15 protein-coding genes are annotated in these 13,347 nt (G+C 41.6%); 11 read left to right on the top strand and 4 right to left on the bottom strand.

Annotation, left to right across the window (positions count from 1 at the left end; translation table 11 throughout):
• Nucleotides 1-3 precede the first annotated feature (3 nt).
• From ACPF7I_RS14265 to pgmB, 7 genes are all read left to right on the top strand, one after another.
• Nucleotides 4-684: an ABC transporter ATP-binding protein gene (locus ACPF7I_RS14265; protein ID WP_430745556.1), complete on the top strand. Its 681-nt coding sequence runs from the start codon at nt 4-6 to the stop codon at nt 682-684.
• Nucleotides 685-689: 5 nt separating this feature from the next.
• Nucleotides 690-1,100 carry a hypothetical protein gene (locus ACPF7I_RS14260; RefSeq protein WP_430745557.1) on the top strand — a complete coding sequence of 137 codons (411 nt, stop codon included), beginning with the start codon at nt 690-692 and terminating at the stop codon, nt 1,098-1,100.
• Between the two features lie 198 nt (nt 1,101-1,298).
• On the top strand, nt 1,299-1,793 hold the full coding sequence (locus ACPF7I_RS14255; RefSeq protein ID WP_430745559.1) for an RNA polymerase sigma factor: 495 nt from the start codon (nt 1,299-1,301) through the stop codon (nt 1,791-1,793).
• Nucleotides 1,777-2,646 (top strand): DUF3298 domain-containing protein, encoded by an 870-nt coding sequence (locus tag ACPF7I_RS14250; protein WP_430745561.1) that lies wholly within the window; start codon nt 1,777-1,779, stop codon nt 2,644-2,646. Before ACPF7I_RS14255 ends, ACPF7I_RS14250 begins: the two co-directional genes overlap by 17 nt.
• 69 nt (nt 2,647-2,715) lie before the next feature.
• Nucleotides 2,716-3,198 (top strand): Cys-tRNA(Pro) deacylase, encoded by a 483-nt coding sequence (gene ybaK, locus ACPF7I_RS14245; protein WP_430745562.1) that lies wholly within the window; start codon nt 2,716-2,718, stop codon nt 3,196-3,198.
• Nucleotides 3,199-3,214: 16 nt separating this feature from the next.
• Complete coding sequence (locus ACPF7I_RS14240; RefSeq protein ID WP_430745563.1) at nt 3,215-3,922, top strand: TrmH family RNA methyltransferase; 708 nt, start codon at nt 3,215-3,217, stop codon at nt 3,920-3,922.
• On the top strand, nt 3,915-4,580 hold the full coding sequence (pgmB, locus tag ACPF7I_RS14235; protein ID WP_430745565.1) for a beta-phosphoglucomutase: 666 nt from the start codon (nt 3,915-3,917) through the stop codon (nt 4,578-4,580). Before ACPF7I_RS14240 ends, pgmB begins: the two co-directional genes overlap by 8 nt.
• An 8-nt stretch (nt 4,581-4,588) precedes the next feature.
• Here the strand turns inward: pgmB and pflA are convergent, their stop codons facing one another.
• Together pflA and pflB are read right to left on the bottom strand one after the other, a co-directional pair.
• Entirely contained in the window at nt 4,589-5,317 is a 729-nt protein-coding gene (pflA, locus tag ACPF7I_RS14230) for a pyruvate formate-lyase-activating protein (RefSeq protein ID WP_430745566.1), read from the bottom strand.
• A gap of 48 nt (nt 5,318-5,365) precedes the next feature.
• Nucleotides 5,366-7,624: a formate C-acetyltransferase gene (gene pflB / locus ACPF7I_RS14225; protein ID WP_430745568.1), complete on the bottom strand. Its 2,259-nt coding sequence runs from the start codon at nt 7,622-7,624 to the stop codon at nt 5,366-5,368.
• Between the two features lie 271 nt (nt 7,625-7,895).
• Between pflB and ACPF7I_RS14220 the strand changes: the two genes are divergently transcribed.
• From ACPF7I_RS14220 to ACPF7I_RS14210, 3 genes are all read left to right on the top strand, one after another.
• A complete protein-coding gene (locus ACPF7I_RS14220; RefSeq protein ID WP_430745569.1) occupies nt 7,896-8,696 on the top strand; it encodes a basic amino acid ABC transporter substrate-binding protein in 801 nt (266 codons plus the stop codon).
• 66 nt (nt 8,697-8,762) lie between these two features.
• Nucleotides 8,763-9,416, top strand: a complete 654-nt coding sequence (locus ACPF7I_RS14215) for an amino acid ABC transporter permease (protein WP_003397130.1) — start codon at nt 8,763-8,765, stop codon at nt 9,414-9,416.
• Nucleotides 9,413-10,135: an amino acid ABC transporter ATP-binding protein gene (locus tag ACPF7I_RS14210; protein ID WP_430745571.1), complete on the top strand. Its 723-nt coding sequence runs from the start codon at nt 9,413-9,415 to the stop codon at nt 10,133-10,135. Before ACPF7I_RS14215 ends, ACPF7I_RS14210 begins: the two co-directional genes overlap by 4 nt.
• Before the next feature lie 40 nt (nt 10,136-10,175).
• Here the strand turns inward: ACPF7I_RS14210 and ald are convergent, their stop codons facing one another.
• Together ald and ACPF7I_RS14200 are read right to left on the bottom strand one after the other, a co-directional pair.
• Entirely contained in the window at nt 10,176-11,306 is a 1,131-nt protein-coding gene (gene ald, locus ACPF7I_RS14205; protein WP_430745573.1) for an alanine dehydrogenase, read from the bottom strand.
• 120 nt (nt 11,307-11,426) lie between these two features.
• Nucleotides 11,427-12,656 (bottom strand): PucR family transcriptional regulator, encoded by a 1,230-nt coding sequence (locus ACPF7I_RS14200; protein ID WP_430745574.1) that lies wholly within the window; start codon nt 12,654-12,656, stop codon nt 11,427-11,429.
• 207 nt (nt 12,657-12,863) lie between these two features.
• Here ACPF7I_RS14200 and ACPF7I_RS14195 point away from each other — a divergent pair, with 207 nt between their 5' ends.
• On the top strand, nt 12,864-13,346 hold the full coding sequence (locus tag ACPF7I_RS14195) for a PTS sugar transporter subunit IIA (RefSeq protein ID WP_430745576.1): 483 nt from the start codon (nt 12,864-12,866) through the stop codon (nt 13,344-13,346).
• Nucleotide 13,347: the final 1 nt, after the last annotated feature.

The raw sequence follows: 13,347 nt of genomic DNA, 5'->3' as shown, positions 1-13,347 counted from the left end.
TAGATGTTCATTGAATTACAAAATGTAACAAAAATATATGGTAAGGATGAATACGCAACGAAGGCGTTGAGTCAGGTAAGCCTACAAATTGAACAAGGGGAGTTTATTGCAATTATGGGTCCTTCTGGTTCAGGGAAATCGACTTTATTAAATATTATCGGATGTATGGATGTTCCAACAGAAGGGGTATACCGGCTTGAAGGGGAAGATGTAACGAATTTAAACGACAAACAGCTAAGCGATATTCGTAACAAAAAGCTTAGTTTCATTTTTCAACATTTCGCATTAATGACGAACTTTACTGTATTTGAAAATGTTGAACTCCCATTACTAAAACGAAACATGCCAAAAAAATTACGGAGAGAAAAAGTTGAATATTACTTAAACAAGCTTGGTATTTTTCATTTACGACAAAAAAATATTTCTAAATTGTCGGGGGGACAAAAACAACGAGTTGCTATTGCAAGAGCAATGGTGGCAGAAACGAACATCGTTCTAGCCGATGAACCGACAGGATCGCTTGATCGTCAAAATGGCGAGAAAGTAATGGAGCTCCTTCAACAGATGAACGAAGAGGGGAAATGTATCATTGTCATTACACATGATGAAAAAATAGCTTCTTATGCTAATCGTATGATCTATCTTAGTGATGGATGCATTCAGCTAGATAAGGGAAAGGAGTAGTGTGAATGAGCAAAAAGTTGTTGCTTCTGTTCGGCAGTCTTACGTTTATTGTTTTGTTAGGTATATTGTATTATACATTCATGTACAAAGAGACATTTGAATCATCCGCCGAAGGATTACTTTTGCCTGAACAGTATGAGGAAAAATATCGTGTTTTCGAAGCTACCATTGAGGTGAATAAAATAAAGTACGAAAAGTTGCATATTGATCATCGCATTCAGCTCAAAGGCGGTAGTTTGATATATGAACTGTATGATCCAAAAGGAAATATCATCGATCGAGGAGAAGTCACGGCTACGCAACCGTTAAATAAGCAATTGAATATAACGCCACAAAAAGGAGTATGGAGGGCGAAATATTACACAAACAAAGATACAGATGGAAAATATATACTCTTATTAAAAAGCATTGAATGAGACGGTCGCACTTCGATGGTTGTTCTTTCAATAGAAATATATTTGTTTAATAAACATGTATGGGAGGTACCTGTAAGAAACCTCTTTTTTTATTTTTAAAAATTTTATAGATAAAACTTTTTGCATATGTAGATTGTCCTTAATTATAGAAGATGATGCGCATCATCGAGTAAAAAGATTGGAGGAAGCTATAGTACTATGACGGATGAAAGGAATGAGCAACATATCATTGATTTTATTATGCAAAATCAAGAGCGGTGTTATAGACTTGCGTACAGCTACGTACAAAACGAGCAAGATGCGCTTGACGTTGTACACGATTCAATAGTGAAAGCTCTTCGCTATTCAAAGACATTGAAAGATATCGGATCTCTAAAGACGTGGTTTTATAAAATTGTCGTTCATACATCACTTGATTACTTAAAAAAAAGAAAGAAAATGTACGTTTCTGATTGTAAAGTAGAAAAATGGTATTTGGTAGACTATTCCACTTCTCTGTGCGTCACGGAAGCGATATCTATGTTATCACCTATCGAACAAACAATTATCAAGCTACGATTTTTTGAAGATATGAGAATTGAAGATATTTCTGAAATTCTCGACATGAACAAAAGTACTGTAAAAACAAAACTGTATGCGGCTCTAAGAAAAATGAAAGGAAAGGTGAGCGAATCATATGAAACGGATAAATGATTGGAAAAATGAGTATGAGCGCATTTCGATTCCTCCACTATTGAATGAAACTGTAAATAAAGCTGTTTTGCTTCATCACAAAAAGCGCTCAAGAAAAAAGGTTGCTAAAATGTTTTTTTTATCAGCAGCAGCAATTGTTTTTTCATTTGTGGGAGCTGTCAACGCATCGCCTTCTATGGCAAAAGCGATGGTTAGAGAGCTGCCCATATTAAGAGATATTATTAAGGTAGTGACTTTCTATTCTATCCATTTCGAAAGTGATGATGAAAAATACGCTGTGCATATGCATACACCACATATCGAAGGACTAGAAAACGAAAAGTTGTCAAATTTTTTGAATGAGAAGTATATATCTGAGAATAAACAATTATATGATCAGTTTATGAGAGAAATCGGTCAAATAAGAAAGAGCGGTACACAAGTCAATCGGTCTCTTGATATGGGATATGAGATAAAAACAGATGATGATGGAATCTTATCTATTGCTAGATATGTAACTGAAGTAGCTGCTTCCGCGTCTACTAAGATGCGTTTCGATACCGTTGATAAAAGAAGAGAAATTTTAATTACTCTTCCTAGTTTATTTAAAAATGATGAATATGTGAATGTCATTAGCAGATATATTAAAAAGAAGATGATGGTAGATATGAAGGAAGATGAAAATAAAGTATACTGGATTGATCAATTTACAAATATAGATCCGAATCAATCGTTTTATATCAACAAAGACCGCAAACTTGTCATCGTATTTGATGAGTATACAGTCGCTCCGGGATATATGGGTCTGCTAGAGTTTGTTGTCCCGACAGAGCTACTAAAGCACTTGCTGGTTAGCAACGAATATATCTACTAATGGAAGTGGTTTAGAGAGGTGTCCCTTCTTTTTGTTTATGGTACACTAATAGAGGAAAGCGAGGGACGGATGGTGAAACAAACGAAGACGAATGCTGTGCGCATGCTTGAGCGCGCACGTGTGCCATATGAACTGTTAACTTACGACTATACGGATGGGCAAATTGATGGAATATCGGTTGCGAAAAAAATTGGACAACGTGAAGAAATTGTATATAAAACGCTTGTGACAAAAGGGACGAGCGGACAACTTTACGTGTTCGTCATCCCTGTCGCAGCGGAGTTGCATGTAAAAAAAGCGGCGGCTGTTGTTGGAGAAAAAAGCGTGCATATGTTGCCTGTGGGAGACATTGAAAAAATGACAGGGTATGTGCGTGGCGGTTGTTCACCAATTGGGATGAAAAAAATGTACGACACGTATGTTGACGAATCCGCTCTTGCGCACGAGCAAATCATTGTGAGCGCAGGGAAAATTGGCATGCAAATGAAACTTTCTGTTCGAGATTTATTAAAGCTGATAAATGGAAAAACCGCACATGTCGTCAAAGAGTAGAAAGGAGAACTTTCGCATGCGAATGATAAAAGAGGAAGAACGACACATCGAAGAAGGATTGTTGGATGATAACAATCGGTTGCTTGCGGAAATGATTTTGCCAAGTCGCTTAAAGCGCATGTATGATGTGCTAAGTGCACGAACAAGGTATATTACTATTTTGACGGAAGCGGTAGACGACCCGCACAATCAGGCAGCGGTATTGCGTTCGGCGGAGGCATTTGGTATTCAAGACGTTCATGTCGTTACCGGAGCGGCTCCGTTTGAGCCGAACAAATGGGTGACGCGACATGCGGACAAATGGTTAACGGTGCATAAACATTCATCGATTGAGCAGGCGATTCGCCATCTCCAACAAAAAGGCTATCAAGTATATGCAAGCTACCTCGGAGAAGGAACGATTCCGCTTGAACAAATTGACGTATCGAAACCGACGGTGCTTTTGTTCGGAAATGAGCATCGTGGGGTATCAGAAGAAGCGCTTGCTTTGGCAGATGGAAAGTTCGTCATTCCGATGAATGGATTTGTGCAAAGTTTTAACATTTCTGTCGCGGCAGCGATTTCCCTTTATGAAATCACGAAGCGAGCGAAACAAGTGGCAGGGGAGCGTTATCATCTGTCGCTAGCGGAAAAGAAAGAAATATACGAACATTGGATGAAGCTTTCGCTCAGTCCACGATTAAGAAAAATGGTGGAAAGGAAAATGGGAGGACGCAATGATTGAAGCAGTGATTTTTGATTTAGATGGCGTCATTGCTGATACGGTTGAGCTGTACTATATCGCCACAAAACGTGTCGCCGATGAAATCGGAGTGCCCTTTGATCGACAGCTCAATCAAAAGTTACAAGGCATGAGCAGACAGGCGATGGTTGAGACGCTTCTTGGGGAAAAGGCGCATGAATGGTCGGAGGAAGAAAAACGAGCCCTTGGTGACCGGCGCGGTCGATATTATCGCGAGTTGATCGAGCAATTGTCGCCAAGTGACGTGTTGCCGGGAATGAGGGAGTTTCTTTGCGACATTCAGCGCGACGGTGTCCCGATGGCGCTCGCATCGTCAAGTTCAAATGCAAGTGTCGTTGTTGAGCGGCTCAACGTTCGCTCTTTTTTCGATGTCATTGTCGATGTAAAAACAATTACGCGCATGAAGCCAGATCCAGAAATTTTTTTAACAGCTGCGGAACAACTTCGTGTCAACCCATCCCATTGTGTCGCTATTGAAGATGGGGAAGCGGGAATGAAAGCGATCAAACAGGCCAATATGTTTTCGATCGGCATCGGAGTGCATTTAGCCTCGCTGTCTCCCGATTGGCTCGTGCAACGGACGGAGCAATTGACATGGGATGAGTTAAAAGCGAAATTTATGCAAAAAGCTGGTCAATGACGACCAGCTTATTTTGCGCCTAATATTTGTTTTGCTTTTTCAACAAGTTGTTCTGATGGCGTTGGGATACCTTCAAGCGGATACGTAAGTCCAAGTGCTTTCCATTTGTATACGCCGAGTTGATGATACGGAAGAACTTCAATTTTTTCGACGTTGTCTAACGTGCGAATGAAGTCAGCTAAGCGACGTAAATCTTCTTCATCGTCTGTGACGGTTGGAACGAGCACATGGCGAATCCAAACGGGTACGTTTCGCTCTGATAATAGGCGCGCAAACGCTAAAATATGTTCATTCGTTTTTCCTGTTAGTTTACGATGTTTTTTTTCATCGATATGTTTTAAATCAAGCAAAATTAAATCTGTATATTGAAGCAATTCATTCAGTTTTTGCTGGAACGATGCTTCTGTCGAGTAACATCCTCCAGACGAATCGATCGTTGTATGAATACCAAGCTGTTTACAGCGACGAAATAACTCAATTAAAAAATCGATTTGTAAAAGCGGTTCCCCACCGCTTACTGTAATCCCACCGCCGGATGCTTGCATAAAAGGCAAGTACGTCTTTGCATCAGCAATCACTTCATCAACAGACATTTGTTTTCCTTTGCCAATCTCCCACGTATCTGCGTTATGGCAATATTGGCAGCGCAATAAACAGCCTTGAGTAAAAATGACGTAACGAATGCCGGGACCATCCACCGTCCCGCACGATTCGATGGAATGAATAAATCCGTTCATGTTGTTTCCTCCTAGGTAGAAAGCTCCCACGATGTGTGGGAGCTTCCATTACATTGTTTCATGGAACGTCCGATTAATGACGTCAATTTGTTGTTCACGTGTTAATTTAATAAAGTTGACCGCATAGCCTGATACGCGAATGGTGAGTTGCGGATATTTTTCTGGGTGCTCCATCGCATCGAGCAACGTGTCGCGGTTAAAGACGTTGACGTTTAAATGATGACCGCGTTTTTGCACATAGCCATCTAAAATCGCGACAAGGTTTTGAATGCGTGTCGCTTCATCTTTCCCAAGCGCTTTTGGCACGATTGAGAACGTGTTTGAAATGCCATCTAATGCATATTCATACGGTAATTTTGCGACAGAGCTTAACGATGCAAGCGCACCTTTTGTGTCGCGACCGTGCAATGGGTTAGCGCCAGGTGCAAACGGTTCGCCTGCGCGACGGCCGTCAGGTGTATTTCCTGTCTTTTTCCCATAGACGACGTTTGACGTGATTGTTAAGATCGATGTTGTATGTTTTGAATCGCGATACGTTTTATGTTTGCGCAATTTTGTCATAAAGCGCTCAACAATATCGACAGCAATCGAATCTACACGATCATCGTTGTTACCGTATTTCGGGAAGTCGCCTTCAATTTCAAAGTCGACAGCTAAGCCGTTTTCGTCGCGAATCGTTTTTACTTTCGCATATTTAATGGCACTTAATGAGTCAGCGACAACGGACAACCCAGCGATACCAGTTGCCATCGTGCGCAAAATGTGCGTATCGTGAAGCGCCATTTCGATTCGTTCATAACAATATTTATCGTGCATGTAATGGATGACGTTTAGTGTATTAATATACAATTCTGCTAGCCATTCCATGACGTTATCAAACTTGCGTATCACTTCATCGTAGTCTAAGTATTCAGATGTGATTGGCGCAAACTCTGGACCGATTTGCACTTTTAATTTTTCATCTACGCCGCCATTAATCGCATATAATAATGCTTTCGCAAGGTTTGCGCGCGCGCCGAAAAATTGCATTTGTTTGCCGATGCGCATCGCGGACACGCAGCATGCGATGCCGTAGTCATCGCCGAACTCAGGGCGCATTAAATCGTCATTTTCATATTGGATAGAGCTTGTTTGAATCGACATTTTCGCGCAATATTTTTTGAACGCTTCTGGCAATTGTGTGGACCAAAGCACCGTTAAGTTTGGTTCCGGTGCAGGCCCTAAGTTGTCGAGCGTATGCAAGAAGCGGAACGAGTTTTTCGTCACAAGCGGACGACCGTCAATCGCGACACCGCCGATCGACTCGGTTACCCACGTTGGATCGCCGCTGAATAACTCATTATATTCTGGCGTTCTTGCGAATTTGACGAGGCGTAACTTCATAACGAAATGGTCAACGAGCTCTTGTGCTTCGCGTTCTGTTAATGTTCCTTCTTGCAAGTCGCGTTCGATATAAATATCTAAGAATGTAGAGACGCGACCTAAGCTCATGGCTGCACCGTTTTGTTCTTTAATCGCAGCGAGGTAAGCAAAGTATAGCCATTGAAACGCCTCATGTGCGTTGCGCGCCGGTTTAGAAATATCGTATCCGTAGCTTGCAGCCATTTCTTTTAATTCTTGAAGGGCGCGAATTTGTTCCGCTAATTCTTCACGAAGACGAATGATGTCTTCGCTCATTGTACGTGCACCTGTATTGCGTAAATCTTTCTTCTTCTCTTCAATTAAGCGATCAACACCGTATAAGGCAACGCGACGATAGTCACCGATAATGCGGCCGCGTCCATATGCGTCAGGGAGTCCTGTAATAATTCCTGCTTTGCGCGCCGCTTTCATTTCGTCCGTATACACGTCAAATACGCCTTGGTTATGCGTTTTACGATATTGCGTAAAAATTTTCTTTACTTCATCACTTACTTCATATCCGTAAGCTTCGCATGCTTGCTCCGCCATGCGAATACCGCCAAATGGCATAAGCGCCCGTTTAAACGGTTCGTCTGTTTGAAAACCAACGACTTTTTCAAGTTCTTTATTCAAATAGCCAGGTCCATGCGACGTAATGGTCGATACGATTTCCGTATCCATGTTGAGAACGCCGCCTCTTTCGCGTTCAAGTTTTGAAAGTTCCATCACTTGTTCCCAAAGTGTTTTCGTCGCTTCCGTTGGACCTTGTAAAAACGATTCATCTCCTGTGTAAACGGTTACGTTATTTAAAATAAAATCGCGAACGTCAACTTCTTTTTTCCATTTTTGGCCTTTAAACGTTCTCCATGCGTCCGCTAACGCTTCATGTACAGTAAGTAGCGCCATTATAGTCTCCTCCCATTCATTAAGGAATAGTAAAAAATATCCCCTATATAAAGAATACTACTTTTTTACAAGACGAGGAGAACGGAGGATTGACGAATTTGTGAAAAGTTGATCAAAAATATTTTTTAAAATAAAGATTTTTCCAAAAATTATTTTTATAAAATTTGTTGCATAAAAACAAAAAAGCTGATAATATGTGAAACATGAGGAGCATAACATGTTTATACACAAGTATTTATTATTTTACAGCAAATAGTAAGGGGGAATAACAATGATAAAAAAAGGGATGATTGCAACACTTGTTTTTATGCTGATGTTTGCGCTTGTCGGATGCGGTAGTTCGACAGAAAAAACAGCAACAACAGAAAAGAAAATGACTGTCGTCACAGATGCGGCGTTTGCTCCATTCGAATATATGGATAAAGGGGAAATTGTCGGCTTTGATGTCGACTTATTAAAAGCTGTCATGAAAGAAGCTGGACTAGAATATGAATTAAAAAATATCGGCTGGGATCCATTGTTTGCGGCTATTCAAGGGAAAACAGCGGATATGGCCGTTTCAGGAATTACAATTAACGATGATCGAAAAAAAACATATGACTTTTCTATTCCTTACTTTGAATCAACACATATGATTCTTGTGAAAGAAGGAAGTTCGATTAAAAGCGCGAAAGATTTACAAGGAAAAGTAGTCGGGGTCCAAAATGGTACAACTGGACAAGAAGCAGTTGAAAAAATTTTAGGAAAAGAGAATAAAAATATTAAAAAGTTTGAGAATACGGTCGTTGCGATTATGGATTTATTAAATGGCGGTGTGGAGGCAGTTGTGACCGATAATGCGGTAGCGAACGAATACGTAAAAAATAATCCGGATGCTAAAATTGTAGCGTTTGAAGATCCAGACCATTTTGAATCCGAATTTTACGGTTTTATGTTCCCGAAAGGTAGCGAGCTCAAACAAAAAGTAGACGAAGCGTTGAAAAAAGTCATTGAAAATGGCACGTATACAGAAATTTATAAAAAATGGTTTGGCACAGAACCGAATATTGAATCATTACAACAACAGCAATAACGTTGATGTAAAAATTGCGTAACTGTCTCCAGTTACGCAATTTTTTCAAAAGGAAAGGTGAGACATATGGATTTTCGTTTTGATATTGTAGTTGAATATGCGCCGTTTTTTCTTAAAGGGGTGTTATGGACGATCGGCCTATCATTAGTCGGTATCGTCTTCGGGACGATGCTCGGGTTAGTAATTGGGCTTGGAAAAATGGTTCAAAACCGCTTCATTCGTCTTCCGTTTGATTGGTACGTTCATTTTTTCCGTGGAACACCGTTATTTGTACAAATTTTACTGATTCACTTCGGCGTCATGCCGATGTTTACAGCGCAGCCGAATCCGCTCGTATCAGGAGCGATTTCTTTATCGTTAAACGCAGCTGCGTATATCGCAGAAATTTTCCGAGCCGGCATTCAATCGATCGATCGTGGTCAAATGGAAGCAGCTCGCTCGCTTGGCATGACACATGTACAAGCGATGCGTTACATCATTTTACCGCAAGCGATTAAACGAATGATCCCACCGCTTGGCAATGAATTTATCGTTCTCATTAAAGATTCTTCCCTTGCGGCAATTATTGCAGCGCCTGAACTCATGTATTGGGGACGAGCGATGCAAGGTCAATATTATCGCGTTTGGGAGCCTTACTTAACTGTTGCCCTTATTTATTTAATTCTTACTCTTTCGCTAAGCAAGCTGTTACACCGGTTAGAAAGAAGGTATGATGCATGATTCGGGTTACAAATTTAAAAAAATCGTTCGGATCGCTACAAGTGTTAAAAGGAATTGATGTGCACATTCATGAAAAAGAAGTGGTTGTCGTCATTGGTCCTTCTGGTTCGGGAAAATCGACATTTTTACGTTGTTTAAACATGCTCGAAGATTTTGATGAAGGAGATATTATCGTCGACGGATTTCATTTAAAAGATCCGAAAACGGATTTAAATAAAGTGCGCGAAGAAGTGGGTATGGTATTTCAACGATTTAATTTATTTCCGCATATGACGGTGCTTGATAACATTACACTTGCCCCGATGAAAGTGCGCAAATGGCCAAAGGAAAAAGCGACAGAAAAGGCACTACAATTGCTTGCGAAAGTCGGTTTGCAAGATAAGGCGAACGTATATCCGGACTCTTTATCGGGCGGACAGGCGCAGCGGGTCGCGATCGCTCGTGCGCTTGCGATGGAGCCGAAAGTGATGTTGTTTGATGAACCGACATCTGCCCTTGATCCAGAAATGGTCGGTGAGGTGCTTGCGGTTATGAAGCAGTTGGCGAAAGAAGGAATGACGATGGTCGTCGTGACGCATGAAATGGGATTTGCGCGTGAAGTCGGGGATCGTGTTCTCTTTATGGACGGTGGAGTGATCGTAGAGGAAGGAACGCCACAACAAATTTTTGATGCACCACAACATGAGCGAACGAAGTCGTTTTTATCCAAAGTGTTATAGGAAAAAGGTGTCCCGTTTGTCAGGACACCTTTTGTTTTTTTTATGCTAATAGTTGTTTTTCCAAAGCTACTTCAACCGGAACGTAGTCGTAACCGAGGTCGCGCGCGACAGCTTCGTATGTGATTTCTCCGTTTGCGACGTTTACACCGAGGCGTAATGCAGGGTTGTCGGCAACCGCTTTGTGTACGCCTTTATTTGCAATTTGTAACGCGTACGGCATTGTGACGTTTGTAAGCGCAAGTGTTGATGTGCGCGGAACAGCTCCTGGCATGTTTGCTACGGCGTAGTGAACGACGCCGTGTTTCACATATGTTGGGTTGTCGTGTGTCGTCACATGGTCGCTCGTTTCAACAATGCCGCCTTGGTCAATTGCTACGTCAACGATGACAGAGCCTGGTTGCATCGCTTTTACCATTTCTTCTGTCACAAGTTTTGGCGCTTTCGCCCCAGGAATTAATACGGCACCGATCACAAGGTCGGACTCGGCAACAGCTTGCGCGATGTTCATTGGGTTAGACATAAGCGTATTAATTTGACTTCCGAAAATATCGTCAAGCTCTCGTAAACGTTCGGCGCTTAAGTCGATAATTGTTACGTTTGCGCCTAAACCGATCGCCACTTTCGCAGCGTTTGTTCCAACGACTCCACCGCCGATAATCGTTACTTTTCCGCGGCTCACGCCTGGAACACCGGAAAGAAGAATACCTTTTCCACCTTTTGTTTTTTCAAGAAATTGGGCGCCGATTTGCGCTGCCATGCGTCCCGCTACTTCGCTCATCGGAGTTAAGAGCGGTAGCGTGCGACCAACTTGTACCGTTTCATAAGCGATCGCGATGACGCCTTTTTCTTTAAGTGCGCGCGCTAACTCTGGTTCAGCAGCAAGGTGTAAGTATGTGAATAATACTAATCCCGGACGGAAGTATTCGTACTCGCTCGGTAGCGGCTCTTTTACTTTCATCACCATATCTGCTTGCGCCCATACATCTGCGGCACGTTCAACGATTTGTGCGCCTGCTTGAACGTAAGCTTCATCTGTGAAACCGCTTCCAAATCCTGCGTTTTTCTCAATTAATACGGTATGTCCATTGCTGACGAACGACATAACGCCAGCCGGTGTAATAGCTACGCGATTTTCGTTATTTTTAATTTCCTTTGGAACACCAATAATCATGTGCTGTTTCCCCTTTCATGTTGTCTTTCATTATTATCTACAGTATAAATGTTTTTTATCATTTGTTGTTTGTTTAGAAAAGAGAAAGAAAAAACAAGCTTTTGTGGATTTCCACAAAAGCTATGTTGCCCGATATTTGTCTAATTTCATATCAACGTATAGTTTTACTTTTTCACTCATATTGCTTAAGTCGATATGTCCGATTTCGCTAATTCGCTTTAGCCGATAAGCAAGCGTATTTGGATGAATATTGAGCGCTTTTGCCGTTTCGTTCACATTGCTGTCGTAATCGAGATATGTTTCGATCGTTTCGACTAAGTTTGTATGATGTTGAGCATCGTACTGTTTCAGCTTGTCGAGCGCAGCATTGTGGAAATCCCCATGTCGCTTTTTCTCGAAAAGTAAATCGAAAAACTGATACATGCCGAGATGTTGGTAACTTTGAACATTGGCAAGTTGATGAGGAAATGCGCGCTTCATTTTTAATACGGTTTGTGCTTCTTCGTAGCTTTTAGCGATGTTCGTATAACATTCATATACGTTTCCGAAAGCCCCCATTACAATGTCGACGCGAAAACGTTCTTTCATTTGCGTCATAAACGAACGGAAAAACCGTTCAATATGCGCTTCACCGTAGACGTTCGAGCTTGGGGCGACAAGCACGATGAGCCGTTGATGATCGATCGTATAGAGCGGCACGGCAAGCTGTTGTGTCGTCTTTAATAAGTAATCAATTTGCCTTTCCACTTGCGTTTGAATATGTTGTTGAAATTGAAAAATGCCAACAGCAAAAAACGGATATACGTGTACGTTTAATTCGTTGCATTGTTCAACAATGTCATGCGGAGACGAAAAGTGTCCGGTTAATAGCTTCCAAAAAAACTCTTGAATGCGCTCTTCTTTTTTATGCTTCCGAATTTGTACTTGCAACAATAAATTTTTTGCCGCTTTTGCCGCCTGTTTTAATACATCGAATTGTTGTTCCGTCCAAGGTTCATCCATTTCAATTGCCCAAATAAATCCGAGCACCTCTTTATTTTTCCAAATTGAAATGGCGATTCGATTGCCGAGCCCTACTTCTGAAATTTGTGCAACACGGACAGGCTCTTCGCTCTGCAAAAGTTTTGGAATCACTCCTTCACGCCATAAACTGTTAATAACTCGCTCTGGTACGCGTCGGTGAATGATGGTCGCTGTGCGGGCAGGATCAGTGTAATGTTCATGTCCGCTATAAGCCATTAAGCGATGGTTTGCATCTTCAATTGTAATCGGACATTGTAACAGTTCGCTCACACGATCGGCAAACTCCTCTAAGCTGTCAAAATGAGTGGCAAAAGGGTTCACAAACATCCACTCCGTTTCGTATGTTGTCTTATGATTATTGTAGCATATTGACAAATGAAAGAGCTTACTTTAACTTATAAGAAGAAGCTAAATACGTAGGATTGTGACTGCATAAGCAGGCAAGACCTAAAACGGATGGGAGAGTCGTGTCTTCCTTGCGTTTTAGGTCTTTTGTTTTTATCCAAATAATTCTTTATAAGGGGGATATTTCAAATGTTTAAATGGCTTCGTAAACGTGAGGAAACGATTGTCGCCCCGTTAACAGGAAATGTGCGACCGCTCGATGATGTTCCAGACCCTGTATTTGCCCAAAAGATGATGGGAGAGGGTTTGGCGATCGAGGCAATAGACGGTGTTGTTGTTTCACCAGTCAATGGAGAAGTCGTACAAGTATTCCCGACGAAACATGCAGTAGGTTTGCGTTCAGAGGGAGGATTAGAAATTCTTATACATGTTGGAATCGATACTGTTCATATGCAAGGGGAAGGATTTGAAGCGTATGTGAAAGCGGGAGAGCGTGTGAAGGCTGGTGACTTGCTTTTGTCGTTTGACTTGGCGCTTGTGCAACAAAAAGCGAAAAGTCCTCTCACCCCAGTCGTGATCACAAACGGGGACGTGATGGATGAGTGTCATCGAGAGCATACAGAGCAAGCAGAAAGAGGACGTACGGTTTTAATGAAAGTGAAATTGAAATAAT

Source organism: Anoxybacillus dikiliensis (genome assembly GCF_050613275.1).
Lineage (GTDB): Bacteria > Bacillota > Bacilli > Bacillales > Anoxybacillaceae > Anoxybacillus.
This window is presented reverse-complemented; position numbering and strand designations above follow the sequence as displayed.

What these genes read in the sequence shown, in the direction of transcription:
- ybaK (WP_430745562.1), top strand. Translation starts at nt 2,716, where the DNA reads ATGGTGAAACAAACGAAGACGAATGCTGTGCGCATGCTTGAGCGCGCA.
- ald (WP_430745573.1), bottom strand. Translation starts at nt 11,306, where the DNA reads ATGATTATTGGTGTTCCAAAGGAAATTAAAAATAACGAAAATCGCGTA.
- ACPF7I_RS14265 (WP_430745556.1), top strand. Translation starts at nt 4, where the DNA reads ATGTTCATTGAATTACAAAATGTAACAAAAATATATGGTAAGGATGAA.
- ACPF7I_RS14255 (WP_430745559.1), top strand. Translation starts at nt 1,299, where the DNA reads ATGACGGATGAAAGGAATGAGCAACATATCATTGATTTTATTATGCAA.
- ACPF7I_RS14260 (WP_430745557.1), top strand. Translation starts at nt 690, where the DNA reads ATGAGCAAAAAGTTGTTGCTTCTGTTCGGCAGTCTTACGTTTATTGTT.
- ACPF7I_RS14220 (WP_430745569.1), top strand. Translation starts at nt 7,896, where the DNA reads ATGATAAAAAAAGGGATGATTGCAACACTTGTTTTTATGCTGATGTTT.
- ACPF7I_RS14210 (WP_430745571.1), top strand. Translation starts at nt 9,413, where the DNA reads ATGATTCGGGTTACAAATTTAAAAAAATCGTTCGGATCGCTACAAGTG.
- ACPF7I_RS14215 (WP_003397130.1), top strand. Translation starts at nt 8,763, where the DNA reads ATGGATTTTCGTTTTGATATTGTAGTTGAATATGCGCCGTTTTTTCTT.
- pflA (WP_430745566.1), bottom strand. Translation starts at nt 5,317, where the DNA reads ATGAACGGATTTATTCATTCCATCGAATCGTGCGGGACGGTGGATGGT.
- pflB (WP_430745568.1), bottom strand. Translation starts at nt 7,624, where the DNA reads ATGGCGCTACTTACTGTACATGAAGCGTTAGCGGACGCATGGAGAACG.
- pgmB (WP_430745565.1), top strand. Translation starts at nt 3,915, where the DNA reads ATGATTGAAGCAGTGATTTTTGATTTAGATGGCGTCATTGCTGATACG.
- ACPF7I_RS14250 (WP_430745561.1), top strand. Translation starts at nt 1,777, where the DNA reads ATGAAACGGATAAATGATTGGAAAAATGAGTATGAGCGCATTTCGATT.
- ACPF7I_RS14200 (WP_430745574.1), bottom strand. Translation starts at nt 12,656, where the DNA reads ATGTTTGTGAACCCTTTTGCCACTCATTTTGACAGCTTAGAGGAGTTT.
- ACPF7I_RS14240 (WP_430745563.1), top strand. Translation starts at nt 3,215, where the DNA reads ATGCGAATGATAAAAGAGGAAGAACGACACATCGAAGAAGGATTGTTG.
- ACPF7I_RS14195 (WP_430745576.1), top strand. Translation starts at nt 12,864, where the DNA reads ATGTTTAAATGGCTTCGTAAACGTGAGGAAACGATTGTCGCCCCGTTA.